The 25,764-nt window shown below is 37.6% G+C and carries 11 protein-coding genes; all 11 read left to right on the plus strand.

Features of this window, described 5'->3' with window-relative positions; genetic code table 11:
• Window positions 1–42: 42 nt before the first annotated feature.
• The 11 genes from kduI (at window position 43) to ACQ33O_RS09830 (ending at window position 25,573) form a co-directional block, all read left to right on the plus strand.
• On the plus strand, window positions 43–873 hold the full coding sequence (gene kduI, locus ACQ33O_RS09780) for a 5-dehydro-4-deoxy-D-glucuronate isomerase (protein ID WP_430995393.1): 831 nt from the start codon (window positions 43–45) through the stop codon (window positions 871–873).
• A 46-nt stretch (window positions 874–919) separates the two neighbouring features.
• Window positions 920–3,310 (plus strand): glycosyl hydrolase family 28 protein, encoded by a 2,391-nt coding sequence (locus ACQ33O_RS09785; RefSeq protein WP_430995394.1) that lies wholly within the window; start codon window positions 920–922, stop codon window positions 3,308–3,310.
• A gap of 7 nt (window positions 3,311–3,317) precedes the next feature.
• A complete protein-coding gene (locus ACQ33O_RS09790; RefSeq protein ID WP_430995395.1) occupies window positions 3,318–5,237 on the plus strand; it encodes a glycoside hydrolase family 88/105 protein in 1,920 nt (639 codons plus the stop codon).
• Window positions 5,234–7,279 (plus strand): pectate lyase, encoded by a 2,046-nt coding sequence (gene pelA / locus ACQ33O_RS09795; RefSeq protein WP_430995396.1) that lies wholly within the window; start codon window positions 5,234–5,236, stop codon window positions 7,277–7,279. Before ACQ33O_RS09790 ends, pelA begins: the two co-directional genes overlap by 4 nt.
• A gap of 34 nt (window positions 7,280–7,313) precedes the next feature.
• Window positions 7,314–8,828 (plus strand): tagaturonate reductase, encoded by a 1,515-nt coding sequence (locus tag ACQ33O_RS09800; RefSeq protein WP_430995397.1) that lies wholly within the window; start codon window positions 7,314–7,316, stop codon window positions 8,826–8,828.
• A 3-nt stretch (window positions 8,829–8,831) separates the two neighbouring features.
• Entirely contained in the window at window positions 8,832–10,472 is a 1,641-nt protein-coding gene (locus tag ACQ33O_RS09805) for a UxaA family hydrolase (RefSeq protein WP_430995398.1), read from the plus strand.
• A gap of 56 nt (window positions 10,473–10,528) precedes the next feature.
• Complete coding sequence (uxaC, locus tag ACQ33O_RS09810; protein ID WP_430995399.1) at window positions 10,529–11,941, plus strand: glucuronate isomerase; 1,413 nt, start codon at window positions 10,529–10,531, stop codon at window positions 11,939–11,941.
• Between the two features lie 97 nt (window positions 11,942–12,038).
• The gene (locus tag ACQ33O_RS09815) at window positions 12,039–13,049 is read left to right on the plus strand and encodes a sugar kinase (RefSeq protein ID WP_430995400.1); all 1,011 of its coding nucleotides are present in this window, start codon (window positions 12,039–12,041) and stop codon (window positions 13,047–13,049) included.
• 205 nt (window positions 13,050–13,254) lie between these two features.
• Window positions 13,255–18,828 carry a beta strand repeat-containing protein gene (locus tag ACQ33O_RS09820; RefSeq protein ID WP_430995401.1) on the plus strand — a complete coding sequence of 1,858 codons (5,574 nt, stop codon included), beginning with the start codon at window positions 13,255–13,257 and terminating at the stop codon, window positions 18,826–18,828.
• Between the two features lie 165 nt (window positions 18,829–18,993).
• The gene (locus ACQ33O_RS09825; protein ID WP_430995402.1) at window positions 18,994–20,169 is read left to right on the plus strand and encodes a hypothetical protein; all 1,176 of its coding nucleotides are present in this window, start codon (window positions 18,994–18,996) and stop codon (window positions 20,167–20,169) included.
• Between the two features lie 226 nt (window positions 20,170–20,395).
• Complete coding sequence (locus tag ACQ33O_RS09830; protein WP_430995403.1) at window positions 20,396–25,573, plus strand: hypothetical protein; 5,178 nt, start codon at window positions 20,396–20,398, stop codon at window positions 25,571–25,573.
• The last annotated feature ends 191 nt before the right edge of the window (window positions 25,574–25,764 follow it).

Genomic DNA, 25,764 nt, shown 5'->3' on the forward strand with positions numbered 1-25,764 from the left:
GAGTAAAATATTAACTAAACAATATTAAATATTAAATAGCTGATGATACAACGATTTGCCAACGGCATCAACGAAGTTAAACAGATGGATACTGAAGAATTAAGAGAAAATTTTTTAGTAGAAAAACTGTTTGAAGAAAATACTTTTCATTTTGTTTACTCTCATTACGACAGAGTAATAATAGGAGGTATAATGCCTGTAAGTAAAACCGTTGTTTTGCCGAACTATAAAAATTTAAGAGCCGATTATTTTTTGGAGAGAAGAGAGCTTGGAATTATTAATGTTGGCGGAAATGGAGAAATTAAAGTAGAAGACAAATCTTATTTAGTAAATAAATTGGATTGTTTGTATGTAGGTAAAGGAAACAAAAAAGTTTCTTTTAAAAGTTTGGATAAAAATAATCCTGCAAAATTTTATTTATTATCAGCACCTGCTCACCACACCTACAAAGTACAGTTGATGAAAAAGGAAAAAGCTTCTCCGCTTGATCTGGGAGCTGTTGAAACAGCCAATCAACGTACAGTATATAAGTACATTCATGCCGAAGGGTTGAAAAGTTGTCAGTTAGTGATGGGGCTTACTGTTCTAAAACCGGGAAGTGTATGGAATACGATCCCTACACATGTACACGACAGAAGAATGGAAGCGTATTTTTATTTCGATGTTCCGGATAATCAAAGAGTATTTCACTTTATGGGGCAGCCGCAACAAACAAGGCATATTTTAGTTGCAAGTGATCAGGCACTGATCTCTCCGCCGTGGAGTATTCACTCAGGTTGTGGAACGAGTAATTATTCTTTCATCTGGGGAATGGCCGGAGAAAATTATAATTATACAGATATGGATGTGATAGATATTAAAGATGTAAGATAACTAACGATAAATATTAAACGAATTAAACGTTCAACGAAAACACCAGATGAAAAAAATATTTTCAATAGCATTAGTCGGATTGATAATGGCCTTTCAATTACCGGAAAAGCCAGTTCGTATTTTTATGATAGGAGATTCAACTATGGCTAACAAGCCAGTGGAAGATAATCCGGAAAGAGGTTGGGGACAATTTTTTCCTCAATATCTTACGAACGATGTTGAAGTGAAAAATCATGCAGTGAATGGAAGAAGTACAAAAAGCTTTATCAAAGAGGGTAGATGGGATACTGTAATGAATCAGTTACAGCCTGGTGATTATGTGATCATACAATTTGGTCACAATGATAGTAAAATCGAAGACAGTACAAGATATGCCGCTCCACAAACTACTTACAGAGAAAATTTAATACGCTTCATCAACGATGCAAAAAGTAAGGGAGCTAATCCGATCTTGGTAACTCCGGTAATGCGTAGAAAATTTGATTCAAAAGGAGTTTTTGTTGATCAACACGGTGAATATCCTGGTGTTGTAAAAGAAGTAGCTGCTAAATTGAATGTACCCTTGATCGACCTGCATAAAAGCAGTCAGGAACTTATCGAGAAAGAAGGTGTTGAAAATAGCAAACGTTTATTCCTGAATATTCCTGCCGGACATTTTAAAAATTACAAAGGCAAACCTGAAGATAATACACATTTTAGCGAATATGGCGCAGCTTCAGTTGCATCATTGGTATGTCAATCTATTAAAGAACAAAATCTTGCTTTGGCAAAATATCTCAAGCCGTCAGACTTTAAAGAAAAGTTTGCATTTGAATTGCCTAAGGTATATGTTCCGCATTTCAAGAAAGATACTTTTAATATTGTAAACTACGGAGCTATCGCTGATGGTTATACGCTAAATTCAAAATCGATCAATACAGCAATCGATAGCTGTGCGGCAAATGGTGGTGGTACAGTGTTGATACCAAGAGGGGCATGGTTAACAGGCCCCATTGTAATGAAGAGTAATATTGATCTTCATCTGGCAGATGGTGCCTTAGTGATATTCACACCTGATTTTAATCAATATCCATTAGTAATATCTTCTTTCGAAGGTGTCGATGCTGCAAGATGTCAAGCACCGGTAACTGCTGAAAATCTTGAGAATATTGCAATCACTGGAAAAGGAATAATGGACGGGAATGGCTATTACTGGAGACCATTGAAGAAAAGTAAAATGTCTGACGCAGAATGGAAAAATCACTTATCGAAATATGGCGGCGTATTAACCGAAGATAAAAAAACATGGTATTCTTCTACAAAAGCTTTAAAAGGATTAGCAGATAATAATATTGGTAAATTAAAAGGTGGGAAGCAATTGAAGGATTTTGAAGATGTGAAGGATTTTCTTCGTCCGAATATGATCCGTATTGCCAATTGTAAAAATATTTTATTGCAGGATGTGACATTTGAAAACTCTCCTGCATGGACAACGCATTTGATGTTAAGCGATCATATCACTTTGCAAAATCTGAGAGTTAAAAACCCGTGGTTTGGTACCAATACCGATGCGTTGGATCTTGAAAGTTGCACTCATGCAAATGTTCAGGGCTGTGTTTTTGATACAGGTGATGATGGTATATGTATTAAAAGCGGTAGAGATGAAGAAGGAAGAAAAAGAGGCAGACCTACTGCAGATATAATTGTAAATAATTGCGTTGTTTATCATTCTCATGGTGGATTTGTAATTGGCAGTGAAATGAGTGGTGGCGCAAATAATATTTATGTAAGCAATACAAATTTTATTGGTAGCGATATCGGTTTACGTTTCAAAACAACAAGAGGCAGAGGCGGCGTAGTTGAAAATATTTATGTGAACAATGTTAACATGCTTGATATTCCGGGAGAAGCTATTTTATTTGATATGTATTATGCCGCTCAGGACCCTATCAATACCGGTGGTGAAAAAAGAGAGCCGCCGAAAGTAGAGTTTAAAGCAGTTGATGAAAGCACCCCGATTTTCAGGAATTTTTATTTTAGAAACATTACCTGCAACGGTGCCGCAAAAGGAATATTTGTGAGAGGTATCCCCGAAATGCATGTAAAAAATGTGTGGATGGAAAACCTTTTATTACAAGCAAATGAAGGCGTTGATATTCAAGAGGCATCCAACATCAACATCAATAATCTTGTGATGGTAAGTAAAAACAGTAAACCTTTAGCGTATATTCTTAACAGTGATAGTATTACCATCAATAATTTAAACTATAAAGATTCTGCTGATGTGTTGGTACAATTACAAGGAGAAAGAACAAAAGATATTAAAGTGTTGAATAGTAATACTTCTTTAGCGAAACAAAAATTGATAGCAGATTTTGGGGCTACTGATAAAACGATTCAATGGGCATTACCTGTTGTTAATGACAAAGCGACCAAAAAGAAAAAAAAGAAAAAATAATAGCCATATGAAAAAGAACATTGTATTTATCCTCATTTCAGTTTTGTTATCTGCCGCTACTATGGCACAACAAAAAAGGCTTTCTGTGCAATTGACTGAAAGTATGATGTCGATCTACAGTGGAGATACAATGCAGCTCAAAGCTAACAGACCTGCAGAATGGACATATGAGCAAGGTATAGTATTGAAGGCGATGGAAAAAGTATGGAAACGAACAGGGCGTGGCGATATATACCATTATATTAAACGTAGTATGGATTTCTTCATTCGTCCGGATGGAACAATTCGTACTTATAAAATGGAAGATTTTAACAGCGATAATATTGCACCCGGAAGAAATCTGTTGATGTTGAATGCTGTTGATGGAGATAAAAAATATTATTCTGCATTACGTTTATTAAGAGAGCAAATCAATTATCATCCACGTACAAACAGTGGAGGTTTTTGGCATAAAAAAAGGTACCCAAATCAAATGTGGTTAGATGGTTTATATATGGTAGAACCATTTTGGGCCGAATATGCACAGCATTTTAATGAACCCGAAAGTTTTAATGATATTGCTAAGCAGTTCATTCAAATGGAGGCGCATGCAAGAGATTCTAAGACAGGTTTATTATATCATGGTTGGGATGAAAGCCGAAAAGAAAAATGGAGCGATTCTATTACAGGCTTATCTCAAAATTTTTGGGGAAGAGCAATGGGTTGGTATGGTATGGCTTTGGTAGATGTGCTGGATTATTTCCCCGTAGGTCATCCAAAGAGAGATAGCCTAATCAGTATTTTAAGAAGATACTCAAAAGCTGTTTTAAAAGTACAGGATGCTAAATCCGGCGTATGGTATCAGGTTTTGGATAAACCAAAAGAGAAAGGAAATTATAAAGAAGCTTCCGCAACAGCAATGTTCGTCTATACATTAGCGAAAGGTGTAAGAAACGGCTATTTGGATAGAAGTATTTTGCCTGCGATCAATAAAGGATATGCCGGATTACAAAAGAACTTTATTGGTAAGGACTCTCTTGGCCGAACTTGCGTAAATGGAGTTTGTTCAGTTGCCGGACTTGGAGGAAACCCATATAGAGATGGCAGTTTTGAATATTATATCAAAGAGCCCATTGTAACCAATGATGTAAAAGGAGTTGCGTCGGTTATTCTTGCTGCCAATGAAATGGAAATTCTTGAAGATGAAAAGATCGGCAAGGGTAAAACTGTTGCGTTGGATTATTATTTCAACAACGAACAAAAAAGAGATGAGCGATCAGGTTTACTAGTTGGCCACCATTACAAATGGGAAGAAAGAGATAATGGCGGATTTTCTTTTTTGGGAGATATTTTTAAAAACTACGGAATAAAAACTACTGCATTAAAAGAAAAGCCTTCTCCAGCAAATTTAAAAAATGTAAATATTTATATTTTAGTCGATCCTGATTTCCCTAAAGAAAATCCTAAGCCAAACTATATCATGCCCGATGATGTAACTACAATTACCAATTGGGTTAAAGCGGGCGGAGTGTTGGTAATGTTGATGAACGACAGCAATAATGTAGAATTTGAGCATTCAAATGTATTGGCGAAGAAATTTGGCATACAGTTCAATAAAGACAGTCGCAATAGAGTAGAAGGGCACGACTATGAAGTTGGGGCATTTGCTGCTCCAACGTTGTTCTGCAAACAGGCAAAAAAAGTGTACATCAAACAAATCTCAACCTTGAAAGTAACACCTCCTGCAAAATCTATTCTTACCGATAAGGGAGATGTGATTATGGCAGTTGCAAAATACGGCAAGGGAACAGTGTTTGCTGTTGGCGATCCTTGGTTTTATAATGAATATGTAGATGGAAGAAAGATACCTGCAGAGTATGAAAATTTTACTGCAGCGCAGGAATTGGTGAAATGGTTGGTTAAGCAAGTGCCTCTAAAAGCTAAATGATAAAAAGTTTAAAACATATCATTACATTAATAAGTGCAATATGCTGTTGCACTATTGCTGTTTATGCACAGCAAATAACTGTTGCTGCAGATGGTAGTGGCAATTTTAAAACCATTCAGTCGGCTATTAATAGCTTATCTGATAGTGCAAAAGAACAGCGAATCATCCTTATTAAAAAGGGGGTTTATAACGAAAAAATTTTCATCACAAAAAATTACATAACATTAAAAGGAGATAATGCTGGTAATACAATTATTACTTATGCAGAAGGGCGTGAGCTTTTTAAATGTAACAATAATAATGATGATTGGGGAGTGGCTACCTTGAATTTAAAAGGCAGTGATATTAATTTAGAAAATCTGACCATAGAAAATACTTACGGACTAACGGCAAAGGATACAACGATCAGTTGCCCGGCCGATAGTGCCAATGCAATTAAATTGGTAAAGAAAACCACTCATCAAATGGCATTGCGTTCATTTGAAAGTACAACCAGATTAAAAGTTAGCAATTGCATTTTTAAGGCATATGGCGGCGATACGGTAAGCCCATGGAATAAGGAAACTGGGATGTTTTATTTCTATAACTGTGTGATGGAAGGTGGTGTAGACTTTTATTGCCCGAGAGGCTGGGCATTGGCAGAAAAATGCACTTTCATTTGTCACAACAACAGTGCTGCAATTTGGCATGACGGATCTAAATATGAATCCTCAAAAACTGTTTTATTGAATTGTACTTTCAAGGGTGATGACGATTTTAAATTAGGAAGATACCATAGAGATGCACAATTTTATTTGATCAATTGTTCGTTTCCGAAGAACATGGCCAATGCAGATATTTACCAGGCTGCTGCAACTCCGCCAAATGTAATTCAATGGGGCAAAAGAGTATATTATTATAATTGCCATCGTGATGGTGGTGATTATGAATGGCATAAAAATAATCTGCCCGTTTCGTTAGGGGTGAATGATATTAATCCGGCCTGGGTATTTGATTACAAATGGAATCCGGTAAAAGATACTTCCAATGCAAGCATTGAAGATATAGTAACGATCAAGGCTTCTTCTACTGATAGTATAGCAGATAATATGTTGCTCTATCAACGAAAGAATGGTGGTTGGCCGAAACACTTTCAGGATAAAAAAGTTGATTACAAACGTAAACTCACAAGTTCTGATATAGGAGAATTGCAAAACGGTTATTATGACGGAATTGACGCAACGATAGATAACCAGGCTACAACGAAGGAAATAAAATATCTGGTAAAAGCATTTGAGCAAACTAAAAATAAAGCTTATTTGAAAGCCGCAGTAGCTGGTATAGATTATTTGTTGCTGGCTCAATATGATAATGGTGGTTGGCCGCAGTTTTATCCTGATTTCAGTAATTATCGTGGTGAGGTAACTTACAATGATGATGCAATGATCAATGTTTTGAATATCATGCAGGATATTGTTGAAGGAAAGAGCGGCTTTGATGCACTTGATAAGAAGTATAAAGTAAAAGCAGAAAAGGCCGTAAAAAAAGGCATTAAGTGTATTTTAAAAACACAGGTTAAACAAAAAAAGAAATTGACTGCTTGGTGTGCTCAATATGATGCAGGTTCTTTGGAGCCGGCTCAAGCTCGTAAATTTGAACTGCCGTCATTAAGCGGAGCTGAGTCGGTTGGTATCATTCGCTTTTTAATGCGATTGGACAACCCGTCAAAAGAGATCGTTGCTGCCGTAAATGCAGGTATTGATTGGTTTAACAAAGTTAAAATTGAAGGATATAATTTTGTTGAAATAAAGGCTCCTGCAGAGCAAACAGGAAGAGATAGAGTATTAGTAAAGGACAGTGCATCTACCATTTGGGCAAGATTTTACGATCTTAAAACCAATGTGCCGTTTTTTACAGGTAGAGACAGTAAGCCTCATGCCACACTTGCAGAAGTTGAAAATGAAAGGAGAGTTGGATATGCATGGTATGGTACCTGGCCGGCAAAATTATTGAACAAAGAATACCCCGAGTGGAAATCAAAATGGATAAAAAATATTAACTAAACATAATTTACCTTAAACCTTATATTTAATTGTTATGATACTATCAAAATACACTTTAAAGAATATCCAGTCGGATAAAGTGCAAAAACCCGATGAAGCAATTTTCGAATTGCCTGAAAAAGTATTACAATTCGGTACAGGCGTTTTATTGCGTGGCCTACCCGACTATTTTATTGATAAAGCTAACCGTAAAGGAGTTTTTAATGGAAGAATAGTTATTGTAAAATCAACTTCCGGTGGAGATGCAGCAGCTTTTGAAAAACAGGATAGTTTGTATACGCTTTGTGTAAGAGGGTTGGAGAATGGCAAAGCTGTAGAAGAGAATATTATCAATTCTTCCATCAGCAGAGTTCTATCAGCTGCAGATGAATGGGATAAAGTGTTGGAGTGTGCCCACAATCCCAATTTGCAGATAGTAACTTCAAATACTACTGAAATTGGTATTGAATTGGTAAATGATGATATACGTAAACACCCGCCTGTTTCATTTCCCGGAAAATTATTAGCATTTCTATATGAACGTTATAAAGCTTTCGACGGGAGTAAACAAAGTGGTATGATTATCGTTCCAACCGAACTGATCTCTGATAATGGCAAAAAACTGGAAGCAATCGTTACTGAACAGGCCCATTTAAATGGTTTGGATGCTGCATTTATCGAATGGTTAGAGAGCAGCAATACTTTCTGTAATACTTTGGTAGACAGAATTGTTCCTGGTAAGCCAAGTGCTGATACAAAAGCCGCTGTAGAAAAAGAACTAGGTTACTCAGATGATCTTTTGATCATGAGTGAAGTATATCGTTTGTGGGCAATAGAAGGAGATGAACATGTGAAATCTGTTTTGTCATTTGCTCAGGTAGATGACGGTGTGGCTATTGTTCCCAATATCACCAAGCACAAAGAATTAAAACTACGTTTACTAAACGGTACGCATACACTAAGTTGTGCGTTGGCTCATTTGGCCGGATTTGCAACAGTGAAAGCCGCAATGGCAGACTCGACAGTATCAAACTTTGTTTCTAAATTAATGAAAAAAGATATTGCTCCTGCAATACCTTATAAAGTAGATGCTGCAGAAGCTGAAAAATTTGCCAATAGCGTATTGGATCGTTTCGCAAATCCAAATATTGAACATCAATGGTTAAGCATTGCAGGAAACTACACTCAAAAGATTGAAATGAGAGTAGTTGCATTATTTAGTCAATATATATCATTATTCAATAAAGTACCGGAATACATGTCTCTTGGGTTTGCTGCATATATTCAGTTTATGAAGGCAGTAAAAAAAGATGGTAATAAATATTTTGGTATAGCTAACGGACAGGAATATCCTATAACAGATGATAAAGCATCTTATTATTTTAGTAAAAAAGATCTTTCTGATAACGAGCTGGTAGCTGAAGTGTTGGGCAATACTGCTTTTTGGGGGCAAGATCTGAACGCTTTACCCGGCTTTACTGAAGCGGTACAGGAACAATTAAGCGAAATAGTTGAAAAAGGAGCATTGCAAGCAATTCAAAACATTGAAAAAAGTAAAATTTTAGCATAAAAGATGAAACAAAAAGTATTAAAGGTTAATGCCGGTGATAATGTTATAGTGGCATTAACAGATTTAAAAAAAGGAGAAACGGTTGAGTATAACGGAAATAGTTATACGCTTTTAGAAGACATTCCTGCAAAGCATAAGTTTTATGAAAGTGATATGAAACAAGGCGAAGCAGTAACAATGTATGGAGTCTTGGTAGGAAAAGTTCAGCATGATCTGTCTGTTGGTACTCGTATGTCTACAGAAAATTTAAAACATGCAGCTGAGCCGTATGTTTACAGAGAATCAAATTTTACATGGACAGCACCGGATGTGTCTAAATTCGCAGGCCGTACTTTTAATGGCTATCATCGTCCGGATGGTAGAGTAGGTACTGCCAACTATTGGTTGTTTATTCCAACGGTTTTTTGTGAGAATAGAAATCTCGATGTAATCAGAGAAGCACTGCACAATGAATTGGGGTATGCTGTTACTGAAAAATATAAATCCTATGCTCATCTTTTAGTGGAAGCCTATAAAAAAGGAGAAGATATTGCAAACATAAATTTAGCTCCGTCAATTGAAGTAGCTAAAAACAGGCCATTCAAAAATGTTGACGGAATTAAATTCTTGAACCATCAAGGTGGTTGTGGTGGTATCAGACAAGATGCTGCTGTTTTAAGTAAATTATTGGCAGCTTATGCTGATCATCCGAATGTTGCCGGTGTAACAGTGTTAAGCTTGGGGTGTCAGAATTTGCAAGTGGGAGATTTTAAGGCCGATCTAAAAGAACGTAACCCTAATTTTGACAAACCATTATTTATTTTTGAACAACAACAATCTCAAAGTGAAGAGCAATTGATTGCTGATGCTATCAAAAAAACTTTTGAAGGATTGGTTGAAATAAACAAATTGGAAAGAAAACCTGCTTCATTAGATAAACTGGTACTTGGTGTGAAATGTGGTGGTAGCGATGGTTTCAGTGGCATCTCCGCAAATCCTTCTGTAGGTTATTGTTCAGATCTATTGGTAGGATTAGGAGGAAAAGTTTTGTTGGCTGAGTTCCCGGAATTATGTGGTGTTGAACAGGAATTGATCGACAGAACAATCGAAGCCGATGCTGCAAAAAAATTCATCAATCTGATGAAATCTTATAGCGATTCGGCATTGAGAGTTGGCTCGGGTTTTCACATGAACCCTTCTCCCGGAAATATTAAAGATGGTTTGATCACCGATGCAATTAAAAGTGCCGGTGCTGCTAAAAAAGGTGGTACTTCGCCGGTGGTTGATGTATTAGATTATACAGAACCTGCTGTTAAGCCGGGATTAAATCTCGTTTGTACTCCCGGTAATGATGTTGAAGCTACAACAGGTAAAGCTGGTAGCGGCGCTACATTGATATTATTTACTACGGGCCTTGGCACGCCAACAGGAAATCCCGTTTGCCCTGTAATTAAAGTATCTACCAATAGTAATTTAACCAAACGTATGAATGATATCATCGATATTGATTGCGGCCCGGTTGTAGAAGGGGATAAAACAATCGAACAAATGGGAGAGGCGATCTTGGAATATTGTATCAAGGCTGCAAGCGGAGAGGTGATCCCTAAAGCTGTACAATTAAATCAGGATGATTTCATACCTTGGAAACGTGGCGTAAGTTTGTAATAAGCTGCGATTATCATAATAACCATAAAAATCAGCGTTCAAAAAAATAAAAATCGATGAAGAATTTCTTAGACGAGAACTTTTTACTGCAAAACAAAACAGCAGAAAAACTGTATCATGAATTTGCAAAACAAATGCCGGTAATTGATTATCATAATCACTTACCTCCCGATCAAATAGCGAATGATATTAATTTTCAAAACCTGACACAGGTTTGGTTATATGGCGATCATTACAAATGGCGTGCTATGCGTACCAATGGTGTACACGAGAGTTATTGTACTGGAGATAAACCCGATTTCGAAAAATTTGAGAAGTGGGCAGCGACTGTCCCATATACACTCCGTAATCCATTGTATCATTGGACGCATCTTGAGTTACAGCGTTATTATAATATCAATAAAATTTTATCTGCAGATACAGCTAAAGAAATATACGATGAAGCTTCTGCGAAATTAATAACACCTGAATACTCTGTACGCAACTTGCTGCGTAAAGCCAATGTGAAAGTTCTTTGTACTACTGATGACCCCATTGATTCTTTAGAACATCACAAAAAAATTGCAGACGATAGCAGTTTTGAAATTAAGATATTGCCTGCTTATCGTCCGGACAAAGCAATGAACTGCGATGATGTAGTTGCATTCAATGCCTATGTTGCAAAAGTTGAAGCCGCATCGAATATTGCTGTTTCATCTTACGACGATTATTTGAAAGCATTAAAAAATCGTCACGATTTCTTTGCTTCAATGGGTGCTTCTGTATCAGATCATGGTTTAGAGCAGATCTATGCTGAGGATTATACCGAAGCTGAAATAAGAACTATCTTCTCAAAACTACGTTCAGGCAATGCCGTTAGTTATGAAGATAATCTGAAATTCAGATCTGCAATGTTGGTAGATTTTGCAAAATGGGATCATGAAAAAGGCTGGGTGCAACAATATCACTTAGGAGCTTTGCGTAACAACAATGCCCGTATGATGCGTTTGCTTGGTGCTGATACTGGTTGGGATTCGATCGGTGACTTTAGTCAGGGTAAGGCTTTGGCTAAATTCCTTAACAAATTAGATTCCACAGATCAATTGGCGAAAACAATTTTGTACAATTTGAACCCTGCTGATAATGAACTAATGGCAACAATGATCGGTAACTTTAACGACGGAAGTGTTGCAGGTAAAATTCAATTTGGTTCAGGTTGGTGGTTCTTAGATCAGAAAGATGGTATGATCAAACAAATGAATGCCTTATCTAACATGGGTTTGCTTAGCAAGTTTGTTGGAATGTTAACGGATAGTCGCAGCTTTATGAGCTATCCACGTCACGAATATTTCAGAAGAATATTATGCAATATGTTTGGCGAAGAAATTGAAAATGGAGAATTGCCAAATAATATTGAATGGGTCGGACAAGTGATAAAAGATATTTGTTTCAACAATGCCAATAAATATTTTGGCTTTAACGCTAAATAGTAGGTATTGGAAAATGAAAAGTGAAAAATAAATGGCATCCTACTTGGTTTGAGTTTTTAAATTTTTCACTTTTCATTTTTTGTTTTTAATTTGAGAAATGGCCAAACAAAAAATATTATCTTTTGGAGAGTTGTTATTAAGAATATCTCCAAATAGTGCAGATAAATCTGAAAAACAACCAATGCAATTATTTGTTGGCGGTGCCGAAGCCAATGTTGCAACAGCTTTGGCTGGTTGGGATATGCCGGTAAAGTACTGCACTGTTTTGCCGGATAATTTTATGAGCAGGCATATGCTTCATTATCTCGAACTCAAAGGGATCTTCACTTCGTCAATTTTATTTTCCGGCAACAGAATTGGTTTGTATTACTTAGAACGTGGTGCCGATTTGAAAGGCAGTATGGTCTATGACAGAGAACGTTCATCTTTCTCAGAATTAAAGAGAGGTATGATTGATTGGGATAAAGTGCTTGCCGGTGTATCATGGTTTAATTTTTCTGCTATTAGTCCGGCATTGAATGATAATGTTGCTGATGTATGCCTCGAAGCAGTAGAAGCTGCAAGCAAAAAAGGGATTACAATTTCGCTTGACCTCAATTATCGTTCTCGTTTATGGAATTATGGAAAACAACCAATTGAAGTAATGCCGCAGTTGGCTGAGTATTGTGATGTATTAATGGGTAATATCTGGAGTGCCAATACCCTGCTGGGCATTCCGGTTGATGAAAAGATTCACGATAAAAAAAGCAAACAAGCATATCTCGATCATGCCAAAGCTACTTCCGAAGAGATCATCAAAAGGTTTCCCAAATGTAAAACCGTAGCTAATACTTTCAGGTTTGATAGCGAGGCCAACAACATTTTATATTATACTACACTTTATACCGAAGATCAGCTTTTTACTTCCAACGAATTTACCTGTATGGGAGTAGTAGACAGAAGCGGTAGTGGAGATTGTTTTATGGCAGGGTTGATCTATGGTCTTTGTAACAAATATACCCCTCAGGATACTGTAAACTACGCAGCCTCAGCGGCTTTTGGTAAATTACAGGAGTTTGGTGATGCTACTGAACAGGAGGTACTTACTATTGGGAAAACCGATATTTAATCTATAATATCTCAAAAACTCCCACTTTTCATTTCTTTAATGCAACTAATTAAGCGGTCAGAACGTCTTATTCAAAGATTTAGTACCTTTATAAAGAGTTTAATGTGTATTTTTTACATTTTAAATTGTATATTTGGTCTTGCTTGTAAATCTGTCCTTCCTGAATGCCTGCGATTCGAATTTTTGAACGTATGATTGTTGTAATATGAGAAAAATACTTCATAGATTTCTTGTTGTTGTCGTGATTTTCTTTACGTCTAACAGTATGGCATATGCCGGTACCGGCATATGGGATTTTTATGTGTATATAGGAGGGCAGGGTTATTATTTAAATAATAGCTCTGGTTATGGCGGTTTACAAGCATACAATGGAACAAATTTTGGAAATGTAACCTCCTCTTCATTATTCATAACAGCTGCACAGATCAATACCTATAAAACTACAGGTTCCAGTAATGTTTGCGGAGGAACAATGTATTACAGGGTATATATGCAAGGAACAACAGCGCCTGCATTTACGGCATTACCTCAAGCACTTAATTATGATGGAACTTATGGTGATGTAATTTCCGGGGCAAGTACCAATCAACGATGGAAAGCTAGTAGCCCTAATCAGGATCTAAAAAGCGGTGTTACACAACCGGGAACTTATAACGTAGAAATTCGCTTTGATTATACAGGGGATAATAGTTCATCAAGTGGGTGTGGTACAACTTTTACTGGTACAGTTTATACAGCTACGTTTACATTTGGCAATACTTATTATTGGATAGGTGGTTCAACCTCTGGTTGGAATACATCAGGAGCATGGTCAACAAGTTTGGGCGGAGCCTCTGCCGGAGCGATTACACCATCAACAAGCAACATCTATATATTTGATGCCAGTAATTTAGGAGGCGGTTATACCGGCGCAGTAGTAGCCACACATGGTTCATTGGGAGCTGGTTTCAACGTAGCTCAGATCATTCTTAAAAATAATGCTAACATTACTTATGGTCCAAGTTCATCGAGCAGGGCTATAACAGTAACTGGTGGCTCAGGTACAGACTTTGATATTCCATCAGGAAGTACCTGGACAATGAGCAACTCCTATTCAAATACCAGTGTTACCATGGCTACGAGTGCTACTGCGGTAATTGCAGGCACAGTGCATTTAGGCGCCGCCGTTAGAACGAATACTACCGGTGCTTCATCATCGTTTCTGGCAGGAACAGATAAGCGATCTGTTGCTTTTAATTCAGGAGGTATTTGTGAGATTAATATATCTGGCTCAAGTGGAGTTTTCCCATTTGGCAGCGGAACGGATTCATCTGTGGTTTTTTATAGTGGTTCTAAAATGGTTCATGAAAGAAGTGATTACATCTTTGGAGGTATTACAAAAAATGTAGTATACTTTGATCATGGTAGTACCTATGAGTTTACTGCATCTAATTCAAATGCGAGTTATAATGCTTTTCGTATACAGAATTCAGGAGGTACTCCCTCTACACGAACATTTGGTATAGTGCTTTGGAATCCATATGATAACGGCTCGGCTTTAAATGCAGGTGCTTTTGGCAGCGACATTATTTTAGATAGTATGGTTGTTTCATCATCAACCACAGTTTCTGCAATCAATATTCAGGATGGTACACACACCTTAACCATATATGGTAATTTGTCTAATTACAGCACAACCACCCTTTTGAATTTTTCACCAAGTGTAAATGGAACTTTTACAATTAATTTTTCTGGCACGAGTGGAACCCAATATATATTGAATCGAAATCCTGCGGCTAGTGGTGCCGGTATTGTTTTTGGTACTACATCTTCAACTCGAATAGTAAATATTAATGTAGGATCATCCTCAACTGTTAGAATGGGGAATGGTGTAGATGCAGGCGATTTTCAATTATCTTCTCCTTCGAGTACTCCTGGTAATACAGTATTTACAGTGAATGGTACACTGAACATGGGTACAAGTATATCGTATGCAAATACTAGTTCAACAGGTAGAGGAGGGACATTTATTACTACTTCAGGTAGTACGCTGCAGATGGGGCACTTGTCGGGCATCAATTTGTTTGCTAGCGGAAACATAGGTAATGTGCAAAATTCTACCAGAACATTTAACACTGCAGGTAATTATGAATACAATGCAACAACGGGCAATCAAGTTACCGGAGATGCATTGCCGGCAACTGTGAATAATCTGACGATCAATAATACTACTTCTACCAATAATACTGTACAAATTACGAATAGTGCCGGAACTCAAGTAAACGGTGCACTGTATATGACTGCAGGTACAATGGATTTAAATGGCAAAACAATTACTATGGGTAATACTACTGCTAATACGATCTATGTTACCGGTGCAAGAGCCATTAATAATACCAATGCAACTAACGGTCGTGTAGATGTACCTTCAACAAGCAGTGCATTAACCATTACTTCAGCTTCCGGAACATCACTTACTTTTGGAACCAATGCCGAACTTCAAACAGCTAAATCGGTAAACTTTGGCTCAACTTTCACAACTACCAATGATACATTCCGGATAAAAAATGGAGGCTATGTTCCTACAGGTGGATATGCTCCATACTATGGAACAGGTTCAACATTGATCTACGATTGCGGATGTAATTTTACGTCTATTAACTCCACTACAAAAGAATGGTATGAAAATACCACCGGTAATAATTATGGGGTACCATACAATGTAATGATAAAAGCAGGGTCTTCTTTGAATTTTTCCAGCACTAATTTTGTGCATGAATTGCGTGGCGACTTAACAATTGGTGAAACTACTGGCTCCTCCAGTACATTGTATTTAAGTACAGGTAGCGGCGATTTGAATATAGGCGGTAATTGGATACGAAATCAACAGGGGATTTTTACACATAATAACAATCGGGTGTACTTTAATGGTGCAACAGGGAACCAGACCATTCAGGTAACCGGTGGTGGTACAGAAACTTTTTCGGGAATAACAATTACAAAATCCGGAGGAGGTAATGTGCAACTGATTACAACGCCAAATCTTACAAACATTGCTTCGGCAAAAAACTCTGGCGATGTAATACAAATATTTTATGGAGGATTGGATCTGAATGGGGATACACTTACATTAAGTGGAACTGGTGGTAATATCAATGTTGCAAATGGAATTCGTACTATTACAGGTGCTGCAAACAGCACAGTAGTTGTTTCAGGAAGTTCAGGAACAATCAGTAAAACAGTTACCTCATCATCGAGTGGTACATTGGTAATTGATGCAAACGTAAAAGTAAAAGTAGCAACAGGAATAGATTTCGGGTATTCTTCCGGGGCAATTACTACTATCAATGGTTCACTTGAAATGGGGCCGAATGCGTATGTAAACTCTTCTACAAATTCTGCTCCGTATTATGGAGTTGGCTCTACATTAATATATAATACCCTCAGCAATTTCATATCAATAAATACCAATACCAAAGAGTGGTATGAAAATAGTTTTGGTTCAGTGGCTGGTGTGCCGTATCATGTAACTATCAAATCCGGCAGTTCACTTAACTTCTCCAATACTTCCTTTGATCATGAGTTGAGAGGAAATCTCACCATTGGTGAAGCAACAGGCTCCTCGAGTACATTAACATTAAGCACAACTTCAGGAGGCGATTTAAATGTTGGTGGAAATTGGACTCGTAATGCACTTGGTGTTTTTATACATAATAATAGAGAAGTAGAATTCAATGGTAGTAACGATGCAACAATCACTGTTTCTGCAACCGATCCGGTTGAAGAATTCGCTTACATGTTATTAAATAAATCTGCCAAGGCAAATAAACTCACTTTAGCAAGTAGTGTAAGGGTGTCAGATAGAGCCAGATTCAATAAAGGAACACTTGATCTTGGTACCAAATTTTTTACAATACTTTCCACTGCTGCAAAAACCGGACGGATCGGGCAATCAGATTCAGCCAATACAAATTTTTTGTACGGATCCGATAACAACACAGGACAATTCATAATACAACGTTATTTTCCTGCAAAAAGAGCATGGCGTTTGGTAGCAGCCCCTCTCAAAAATGGTGGTGGCACACACACTATCAGTCAGGCTTGGCAGGAAGGGATGGCTTTCGATTATCAAACCGGCAGCACTTTTGCCGGAGATACTGTTGCAGCAACTTATGCAACACAAATTACCGGAGGTTCTATTTCAAATGGCTTTGATTTAAGTTTTGAGAATAAGGCATCTATATTAAAATTCGTTTCATCAGGAAGTTCAACATTCAATAATTCTACGGGCACATGGACGCCACCTGGAAACACCAATAGCACATCGGTTAATAGTGAACAGGGCTGGATGTTGTTTGTTAGGGGAGATAGAAAAAATTATGGACAGATCACTACTGCTTCTAAAACTCCACTACTTACAACTTTACGTCCAAGAGGGCAAATAAATATTGGAGATGTGAGAGTACCTGCAAGTGGAAATTTAACCGGCATTCAGGTTGTAGGGAATCCTTATGCGTCTGCAGTTGATTTTAATGCAGTTGCCAAGAGCGGCTCAGTGAATACTACGCAATATTGGGTATGGGATCCTCAAGTAGGTGGTATAAACGGCAGAGGTGCATTTGTAGCATTGGCATGGAATTCCGGTACATCTACTTATGACAGGTCGATTCCGCTAACTACCGGAACAAGTACTTATGATAATCGTAATATCCCTTCAGGAGCTGCAGTAATGGTTGACTTTGGAACAACGGGGGGATATATCACATTTAGTGAAAGTAATAAAAGCAGTCAGGATACTACAAAAGCGTTCAGGCCTTCTTCGGGAATACGTACAACATTAAACTCTGTAGAACCTGACGGTACAACATTTGTCACAGATGGTGTGCTTACTTTATTTAATCCTACATACGACACAGCTGTGAATAAAGAGGATGTAATGAAATTGGTAAATGTTGAAGGAGAGAACTTTAGCATCAAAAAAAATGGGGCTTTGTTGTCAATTGAAAAAACAAGATTGCCAAAAAACACCGATACGATCTTTTTAAATTGGAGTAAAGTAAAGGTCAGAAATTATCAGCTTGAAATAACATTAGATAGCTTGGAAAACAGTTGGACAAAATTTTATCTTGAAGATGCATATAAGAAAACGCTGACTCCGCTTAGTTATAGCGATACTACAAAATATGATTTTAAAATTATAAGAGAAGATTCCGGCTCTTTTAAGGCAGATCGTTTGCGATTGATCTTGAAATATGATCCTCCAGTGTATTCTACAACCAAAGCTTGGCAACAACAAAATAATGTTAGGTTACAGTGGGGGTTAAACGAAGAAAAATATGTAGTACGGTTTGTGATAGAAAGATCAATAGATGGTATCAATTTTTTACCAATTGGTAAAATAGAGGCTGAAGATATAAGAGGCAAAGGAATACATCAATGGTTGGATACAAAACCGTTATTCGGAAATAATTTTTATCGTATTCGTGGCATTGGAGAAAATGGACATATTATTTATAGTCCAATCGTAAGAGTATTAGTAGCAAGACCATCTATAGCTGTATATCCTAATCCGGTTACCAATGGATTAGTAGGGTTGCAGTTCACTAATATGCCTGAAGGGAATTATCAAATTGTATTGATGAATAGCGTTGGCCAACCTATTGTTAGAAGGCAATTCAATCATGTCGGCGGAAACAGAACTGAACAAATTACTTTGGGTACTGTTAGAGCAAGAGGCAATTATCAAATAGAAATCTTATCACCTGACGGATCAAGTTCTGTTATTAAGTTAGTATATTGATATCCCGATTCATTGATCTTATTGTAAATTTTAGCTTCATTTCTACCAATTATTAACTCGGTATTACAATAAAACACTTGTAAAGGCGTTTAAAAGATGTTGGCAGTAGTACTCAACAGAGAACAACCGCTAATCAAATATCCAAAAATCCAAAAAATCCGGAGTATGAAAGACCAAATTCAACTTTCGAAGAGCCATGTATATGCATCGCATACATCTTTTTCGAGGTTAATACATAGAACCTCGGCCCGTTTCAGCAAACCTTTATTTACTTTTTTTGCACTTTGTTTCTGTATTGGTGTATCATCGAGTCATGCACAAGGTGTAGCAAAATTTTATACTAGCCTGTATGCTATAAAAACAGATGGATCTCTGTCACTAGCAGATGGTGTGGCAAACACGTACTATTCAACCTATTGCAATTCAGTTGATGAAGCAGATGCATTAAAATTAATTTCTTTTAATACGAAAGAAACGATCAGTATTCTGAGAGAAGGGAAAAAATTAGCTGTTGAAAAAAGAGTACCAATTGTAGACAGAGATTCTATTTTCTTAGATATGGGAGAACTCTCTGATAAAACCTATGAATTGAAATTTGTTCCCAAAAATTTTAATACAACTTTAGCGGGTTATCTTAAAGATGAATTTAAAGGAACCATTACAGGTATTAGCTTGGTACCAAATGATACTACAAGCTATACATTTGAAGCATCAGATGCACAACCTGCTTCAAAGGCAGCAAATCGTTTTTCTGTGATCTTTGCTTTACCGGGCATGCTTCCGGTAAATTTCAGCAGTGTAAAAGCTTCAGAAAAAAACAATGCAGTTACTGTTGAATGGAATGTTGAAACAGAAATGAATGTTCAGCGTTACATTATTGAACGATCAAAAGATGCAGTACACTTTAGTTTCGCTGCAAGTAAAGATGTATCTAACGATCCGGCTATAAGCAAACAATATAGTTGGACTGATGTTGCGGCAGGAGCCGGCACTACATACTATCGTATCAGCAATGTGAACAGCAATGGTTCTATTGCTTATAGTAAAATTGTAAGAGTAGATATCGGAAATAAAAATTCATCTTCTATTAATGTATACCCTACAGTAATGACCGATGGATCCTTTTCAGTACAATTCAATAATGCTCAAAAAGGAATTTACCAGCTTCGTTTGATCAATACCAACGGTCAGTTGTTGTTTACAAAAACAATTAACCATGCAGGTGGTAATTCAACAGAAACGATCAGAGTAGATAAAAATATTAATAAGGGGCTGTGTCAGTTGAATATACTTGGCCCCGAAAATAAATCTTTTCCGTCTGTTAAAATATTGAACAGATAGATGGTCCGTACCCCAATTTAAATTGATCCCGTTCATTTAGTTGAACGGGATTTTTTTGTTAATGAAAAAGGTTTCGCAATCGTTCCCGACATCGATTGTTTAAATTATTACCAAACCGTTTTGCTAATGAATACAATTAATGTGTATTTTTCGGTACACATTGTAGCGATCCTTGTGGCTTGTTTTCTGATTATAAGGAGAAAATGTTCTTAATACAATTGTCATTATGAAAAACTATTTTCTAAGAATTCTCACAATAATCTTTATTTTCCTTTTTAGTACTGAAAAGTCAAACAGTCAGGTTATTGTTGAAACTTTTGAAGCAAGTGGATGGGATCCTTTGCAAACTGCTCCGGGGCCAATATCAAGCGTTAGCAGTATTGCCATCAATGTCGCAGCTACAACTTCAGCGATCAGCATCAGCACATATTCCGGAAACAATTCTACAGCATTGGTTACAACGCCGATCACTACAGTTGGTAATATTTCAACAGGGAACTGGACATGGAATTACTCTAAAGTAAGTGTTATTCCAAATACAGGAAACTCCGCTTACAGAAAACACTCGGCCTACAGAAGTCTGGCTATGGTAAGTTCATCTTATCTAATCACACCGGTTATATCAAGTGGTATTGCAACCATAAGTTTTTGGGCCACTGGTGGTGATCTTAAAGTAGCTTATCAAACTAACACTACCAACAATGCTCTTTCCTCAACGGCATTCGAAGCCGGTTCAACCGGAACTGCGGGCATATCCGGAAATACTTCATTATCTACATTTGGTGCTACAGGTACCGGCGCATATCCTACACAAGCTCAATTCACATTCAACCAAACCGCTCCGGGCAGGGTAATTATATGGACGCAAGGTTCAAATGTTTTTATTGATGATGTGGTGATCACCGGATCTGCACCAACAGCTCAAAATCCAACGGCTGTTTCTCTTGCTACACCTTCAGGTTGCCAGAATGATCGATTGACATTGACATGGACAGGCCCATCGGGTTATAGTGCTACTAACAATACGATCATTGCATTTTTAAAGCAAGGTTCAGCAGTTACCGTAGGTACTCCTACAAATTTTATGTCATCCTATACAGCTGATGCAAACTTTGGCGGTACAGGAACAGTATATCAACATGACGGAAGCGCTAAATGTATTTACAAAGGTGATGGTACAAATGCCGCAGGGGATCACAGTGGATTGACTATAACTGGTTTGACTGCAGGAACTACTTATCATCTCTTGATTTTTAATGTGATAGATGCTACCCCTACTTATTCAACAGGTTCAACAGCAAATTTATCAACAATAAAAGCAGAGCCAAGTCAGCAAGCAACAAGTCTTGTAAGTGGTACTATAACAACAAGTAATATTCCTGTGTCGTGGACAGCAGCCACAGGAGCAGATGGGTACCTGCTTCAGGTTGCAACCGGTACTACTCCTTCTGAACCAACAGATACTAACAGCCCGTCAGATCAAACAAACGTTTCAGGCGGAACAGCTGTAGTAAAAACTGCAGCAACTTCTTATAACTCTTTTTCAGGTTTTTCTGCAGGCACTATGTATTATTTCAAAGCCAATAGCTATTCGAATTCGGGCAGTTGTATAGATTACAGAGCAACTGGTGCAACCATGAATGCTGCTACATTACCCAATGTTGCCACATCTCCCGGTATTTCTATTTCAGGCACAACCGGAACCATTACATGGACGGCAGCTACAGGATATAACAATACCAATCATACAACATTGGTGTTTGTAAAGGCGACCTCTGCAGTTACTTATGGAACACCTACTGACGACCCTGCTTCATATACAGCCAATACAGTCTATAATGCAGGTACTCAATATCAGGGAGATGCATCGGCAAAATGTGTTTTTAATGGCGATGGTACATCTGTTTCTGTAACAGGTTTAACGACCGGCACTACCTATCATGTTTTGATACTAACGGTAATGGTTAGTCCAAATTCAAATACGTACTATTCCTATTCGGCAGCAGCAACGGCAAGTGCACTGGCGCCTGCTACGTACACGTGGAAGGGGGGCAGCTCCGGTTCCTGGGCATCTAGTTTAAACTGGGATCCGGCAAGGACAACACCTGCTGCAACGGACATATTATTGATAAATACGCCATCAGTTATTGCATGTACAAATGTGCCTACGGAAACAATAGCAAGTCTTATAATAAGTGGCACTTGTGCAGTAACGTTAACAGGTAGTAGTTCTACACTTTCTTTTGCCAATAATAATGGTTCTTCCAACGATTTTGTGATAGGATCATCGGCATCATTAACTCAAGGCACAAGTGTTGATATAACAATGGGTACTAATACTTCGGCAAGTATTGGAGGTACACTAACAGTAAACAGTAGCCGAACATTTGATACCGACGCTTCAGGTGCTGTTACAACTGTAACAGGTACTATCAGTAATGCAGGAACCGTTACTTCAACAACTGCTTCAAAACTTGTATTGAATTCCGGAGGAACGTATATTCATGCCAGAAACGGAGGGGCTGTTCCCAAAGCTACCTGGAATACCAATTCCACTTTAAAAATTACCGGGCTTACAACATCCGAATCATTAGATGGTCTTGGGCAAAACTTCAGCAAACTGATCTTTGATTGTCCTTCATTAAATGCAACCAAAGTTTTTGTGCTAGGTGCGTTTAGCGGAGCGGATGATGGTAATGGAGTAGGCCCCGATACTTGCTATGTAGCTGATTCTTTTATTGTAAGAAGTACAGGTTCGGATACTTTACAGATCACTTCATCTGGTGGTCAACGCTATGTGAATATCGGGAACTATTATCAAACCGGAGGTATTGTGGCCGTGAACTATAACACTAACGGTTCCGGGTACAGGGAGCTTATCGTACGAAATAATTTTTATGTAGATAATTCTACTCAGTCTCCATCAAAGTTTTATATTATCAATGCATCTGTTAATGTCACAGGTAAACTAACGGTCTATGGCAACATCTTAATGACTAATGCAACGATTGCAAGAGAAGACCTGGGAGCGGCAGGTTCAACAACAGCCGAACTGTATTTTAACGGAGCTAGCGGTAATCAGTCTGCAACTTTTGATAATATTGTAGGAGATATTCATTTTTATATAAACAATACCAATGGTGTAACCTTAGGAAGTAATGCAATCTGTAAAAACCTTTATTTGAATCAGGGTGTATTTACTTTGGGAGCCAATAACACACTTACAATAAACGGAGCTGTATCAAGAACTTCAGGCTCTATTGCCGGATCAAATTCGTCCAATATTACCATCGGTGGAACGGCCGGTTCTCTGTATTTTACAACCGGCTCACAAATATTAAAGAACCTAACCTTACAAAAAGCTACTTCGGCCACATTAGCTACACCTTTGTCCTTAACTGCAGGTGCATCATTCGGAACTTTGCGTTTAGATACTTCAGCCGTTATCACAACCAACGATCAGCTTACTTTAAAATCAGATAACAATGGTACTGCCAGGATCGACAGTATTCCCGTAAACGGATCTGGGGTAGCACAGGCTACCATCACAGGTAAAGTAATACTGGAACGTTATCTTCCGATGCAAACACCATACTCCGGCAGAAGATGGCGATTACTTGGAGTGCCGATTTCGTCAACCGGAGCACCAACCATTAAAGCAGCATGGCAGGAAAATGCAACAGCTACCCCGGCTACTACCAGTGCCACATCTTCAACAAGTGTTTACAATCCTAATCCGGGATATGGTACTCATATAACTAACGGTATTGGTAGTACGAATAATGGATTAGGTTTCGATGCCGGATCAACGGCTAATCCATCTATCTATAAAACAGAACCGGGATCGGGTGTATGGACAGTTCCTTCTTCTACCAATAGCATAACAATCACGGATTATAATGCCTATATGCTTTTTGTGAGAGGAGATAGAAGTATTGTTGTAAGCAATCAATATATTAACACAACAGGAGGTGCCAACCTGCGTATTACGGGTAATATGAATACTGGACATGTGAGTAAGAGTATTGTTGCAGGCAAACAAATACTTAGCAATCCTTATGCATCAACCATCAGTATGAAAAGAGTAGTTTATGGCGGTGATACTATCGGCACAAAAACCGGTAAGACATACTACATGTGGGATCCGAAATTACTGGGTAGTAAAACAGTTGGCTCCTGGGTAACATTCAGCAGTAATGGTAATAATACTTTTGCAGTTGTGCCCAATCCGATCGACTCAAATTACATGAGTACGTTTACCAATGCAGGTACTATTGAATCCGGGAATGCATTCATGATCAATTCAACTGCTTCGGGTTCGGTAATATTTCATGAATATGATAAAGTAGCAAGCAGCACTACAACAGGCTTGGCAAGCAGACCGGTAAGAGGTAGTCGTCCGGAAATTAAACCGGCTACCTTATATACTAATCTTGCTTATAGAGATGAATTGAATAATCCTGTATTGGCAGATGGTGTATTGACCATGTATACCGATGATTTTAATAATGAAGTGGATGAGCAGGATGCACAAAAAATGCAAACATTTTTAACCCGGGAAAAGATTGGTCTGTTAAGAGATAATAATGATCTGTCAATTGAAAGAAGACAAACCATTCATAAGAACGATACCATCTTTCTTCAGATGTACAGATTGGATTATAACTACAACTATCAGTTACAATTCATTGGGGAAAATTTTGCAAAAAATCTGGATGCATATCTGATAGATAAATTTTTAAACAAAACATTTGAACTTTCTACGGAAGGTATTACAAGGCATGATTTTTCAACTGATGGTACAGACGCTAGTCTGGATATCAACAGATTTAAAGTAGTGTTCAAACAAAAGGGTGGTGGGCCTTTGCCGGTTACCTTTAATTGGATCAATGCCATCAAAAATAATAATACCGGTATTGTTACATGGAAAGTAGAAAACGAAATAAACATTGATCATTATGAAATTGAAAGATCAACAGATGGTTTGCATTTTACAAAACTGAGTACAACGATTTCGGCAGGTAATCTAACGGGTATGTATAGTTGGTCAGACAATACATTGAGTGTCGGTAATAATTTTTATCGTATTGTATCGGTTGGTAAGAATGGGGCTATAGTGTATAGCAAGATCGTTAGTATAGAATATTTACTTCAATCAAATTTTACGGTATATCCTAATCCTCCCAAAGATGGAAGGATCAATCTTGCAATCAGCAATGCGCCAAAAGGAAACTATACTATACAACTCACCAATGAGATTGGTCAGTTGCTGCATTATAAAAAACTGAATTTTACCGGCGGCACAACTGTTATAGCATTACCAAGGTTGATATCAAAAGGTGTGTATCATGTAGAAATACTTAAGCCGGATGCTACAAAAGAATTGATCAAAGTTTTGTATTGATCAATTCTTTTATCAGTTGTTTTCATTTCATAATCATCTTTTCCCAAAAGTCTTAAGCTGCATAACCGAATGTTTTTGCGTCTTACAAGTGAAATATCTCTATGAAATGTAGTGCTTTGAAATTTACGCAATCGTTCCCGACAGCGTTCCCGTTCATTTTATGCCCATTTTATTGATTTTGTTGACAATTC

Source organism: Ferruginibacter sp. SUN002 (assembly GCF_050611725.1).
Taxonomy (GTDB): domain Bacteria; phylum Bacteroidota; class Bacteroidia; order Chitinophagales; family Chitinophagaceae; genus Ferruginibacter.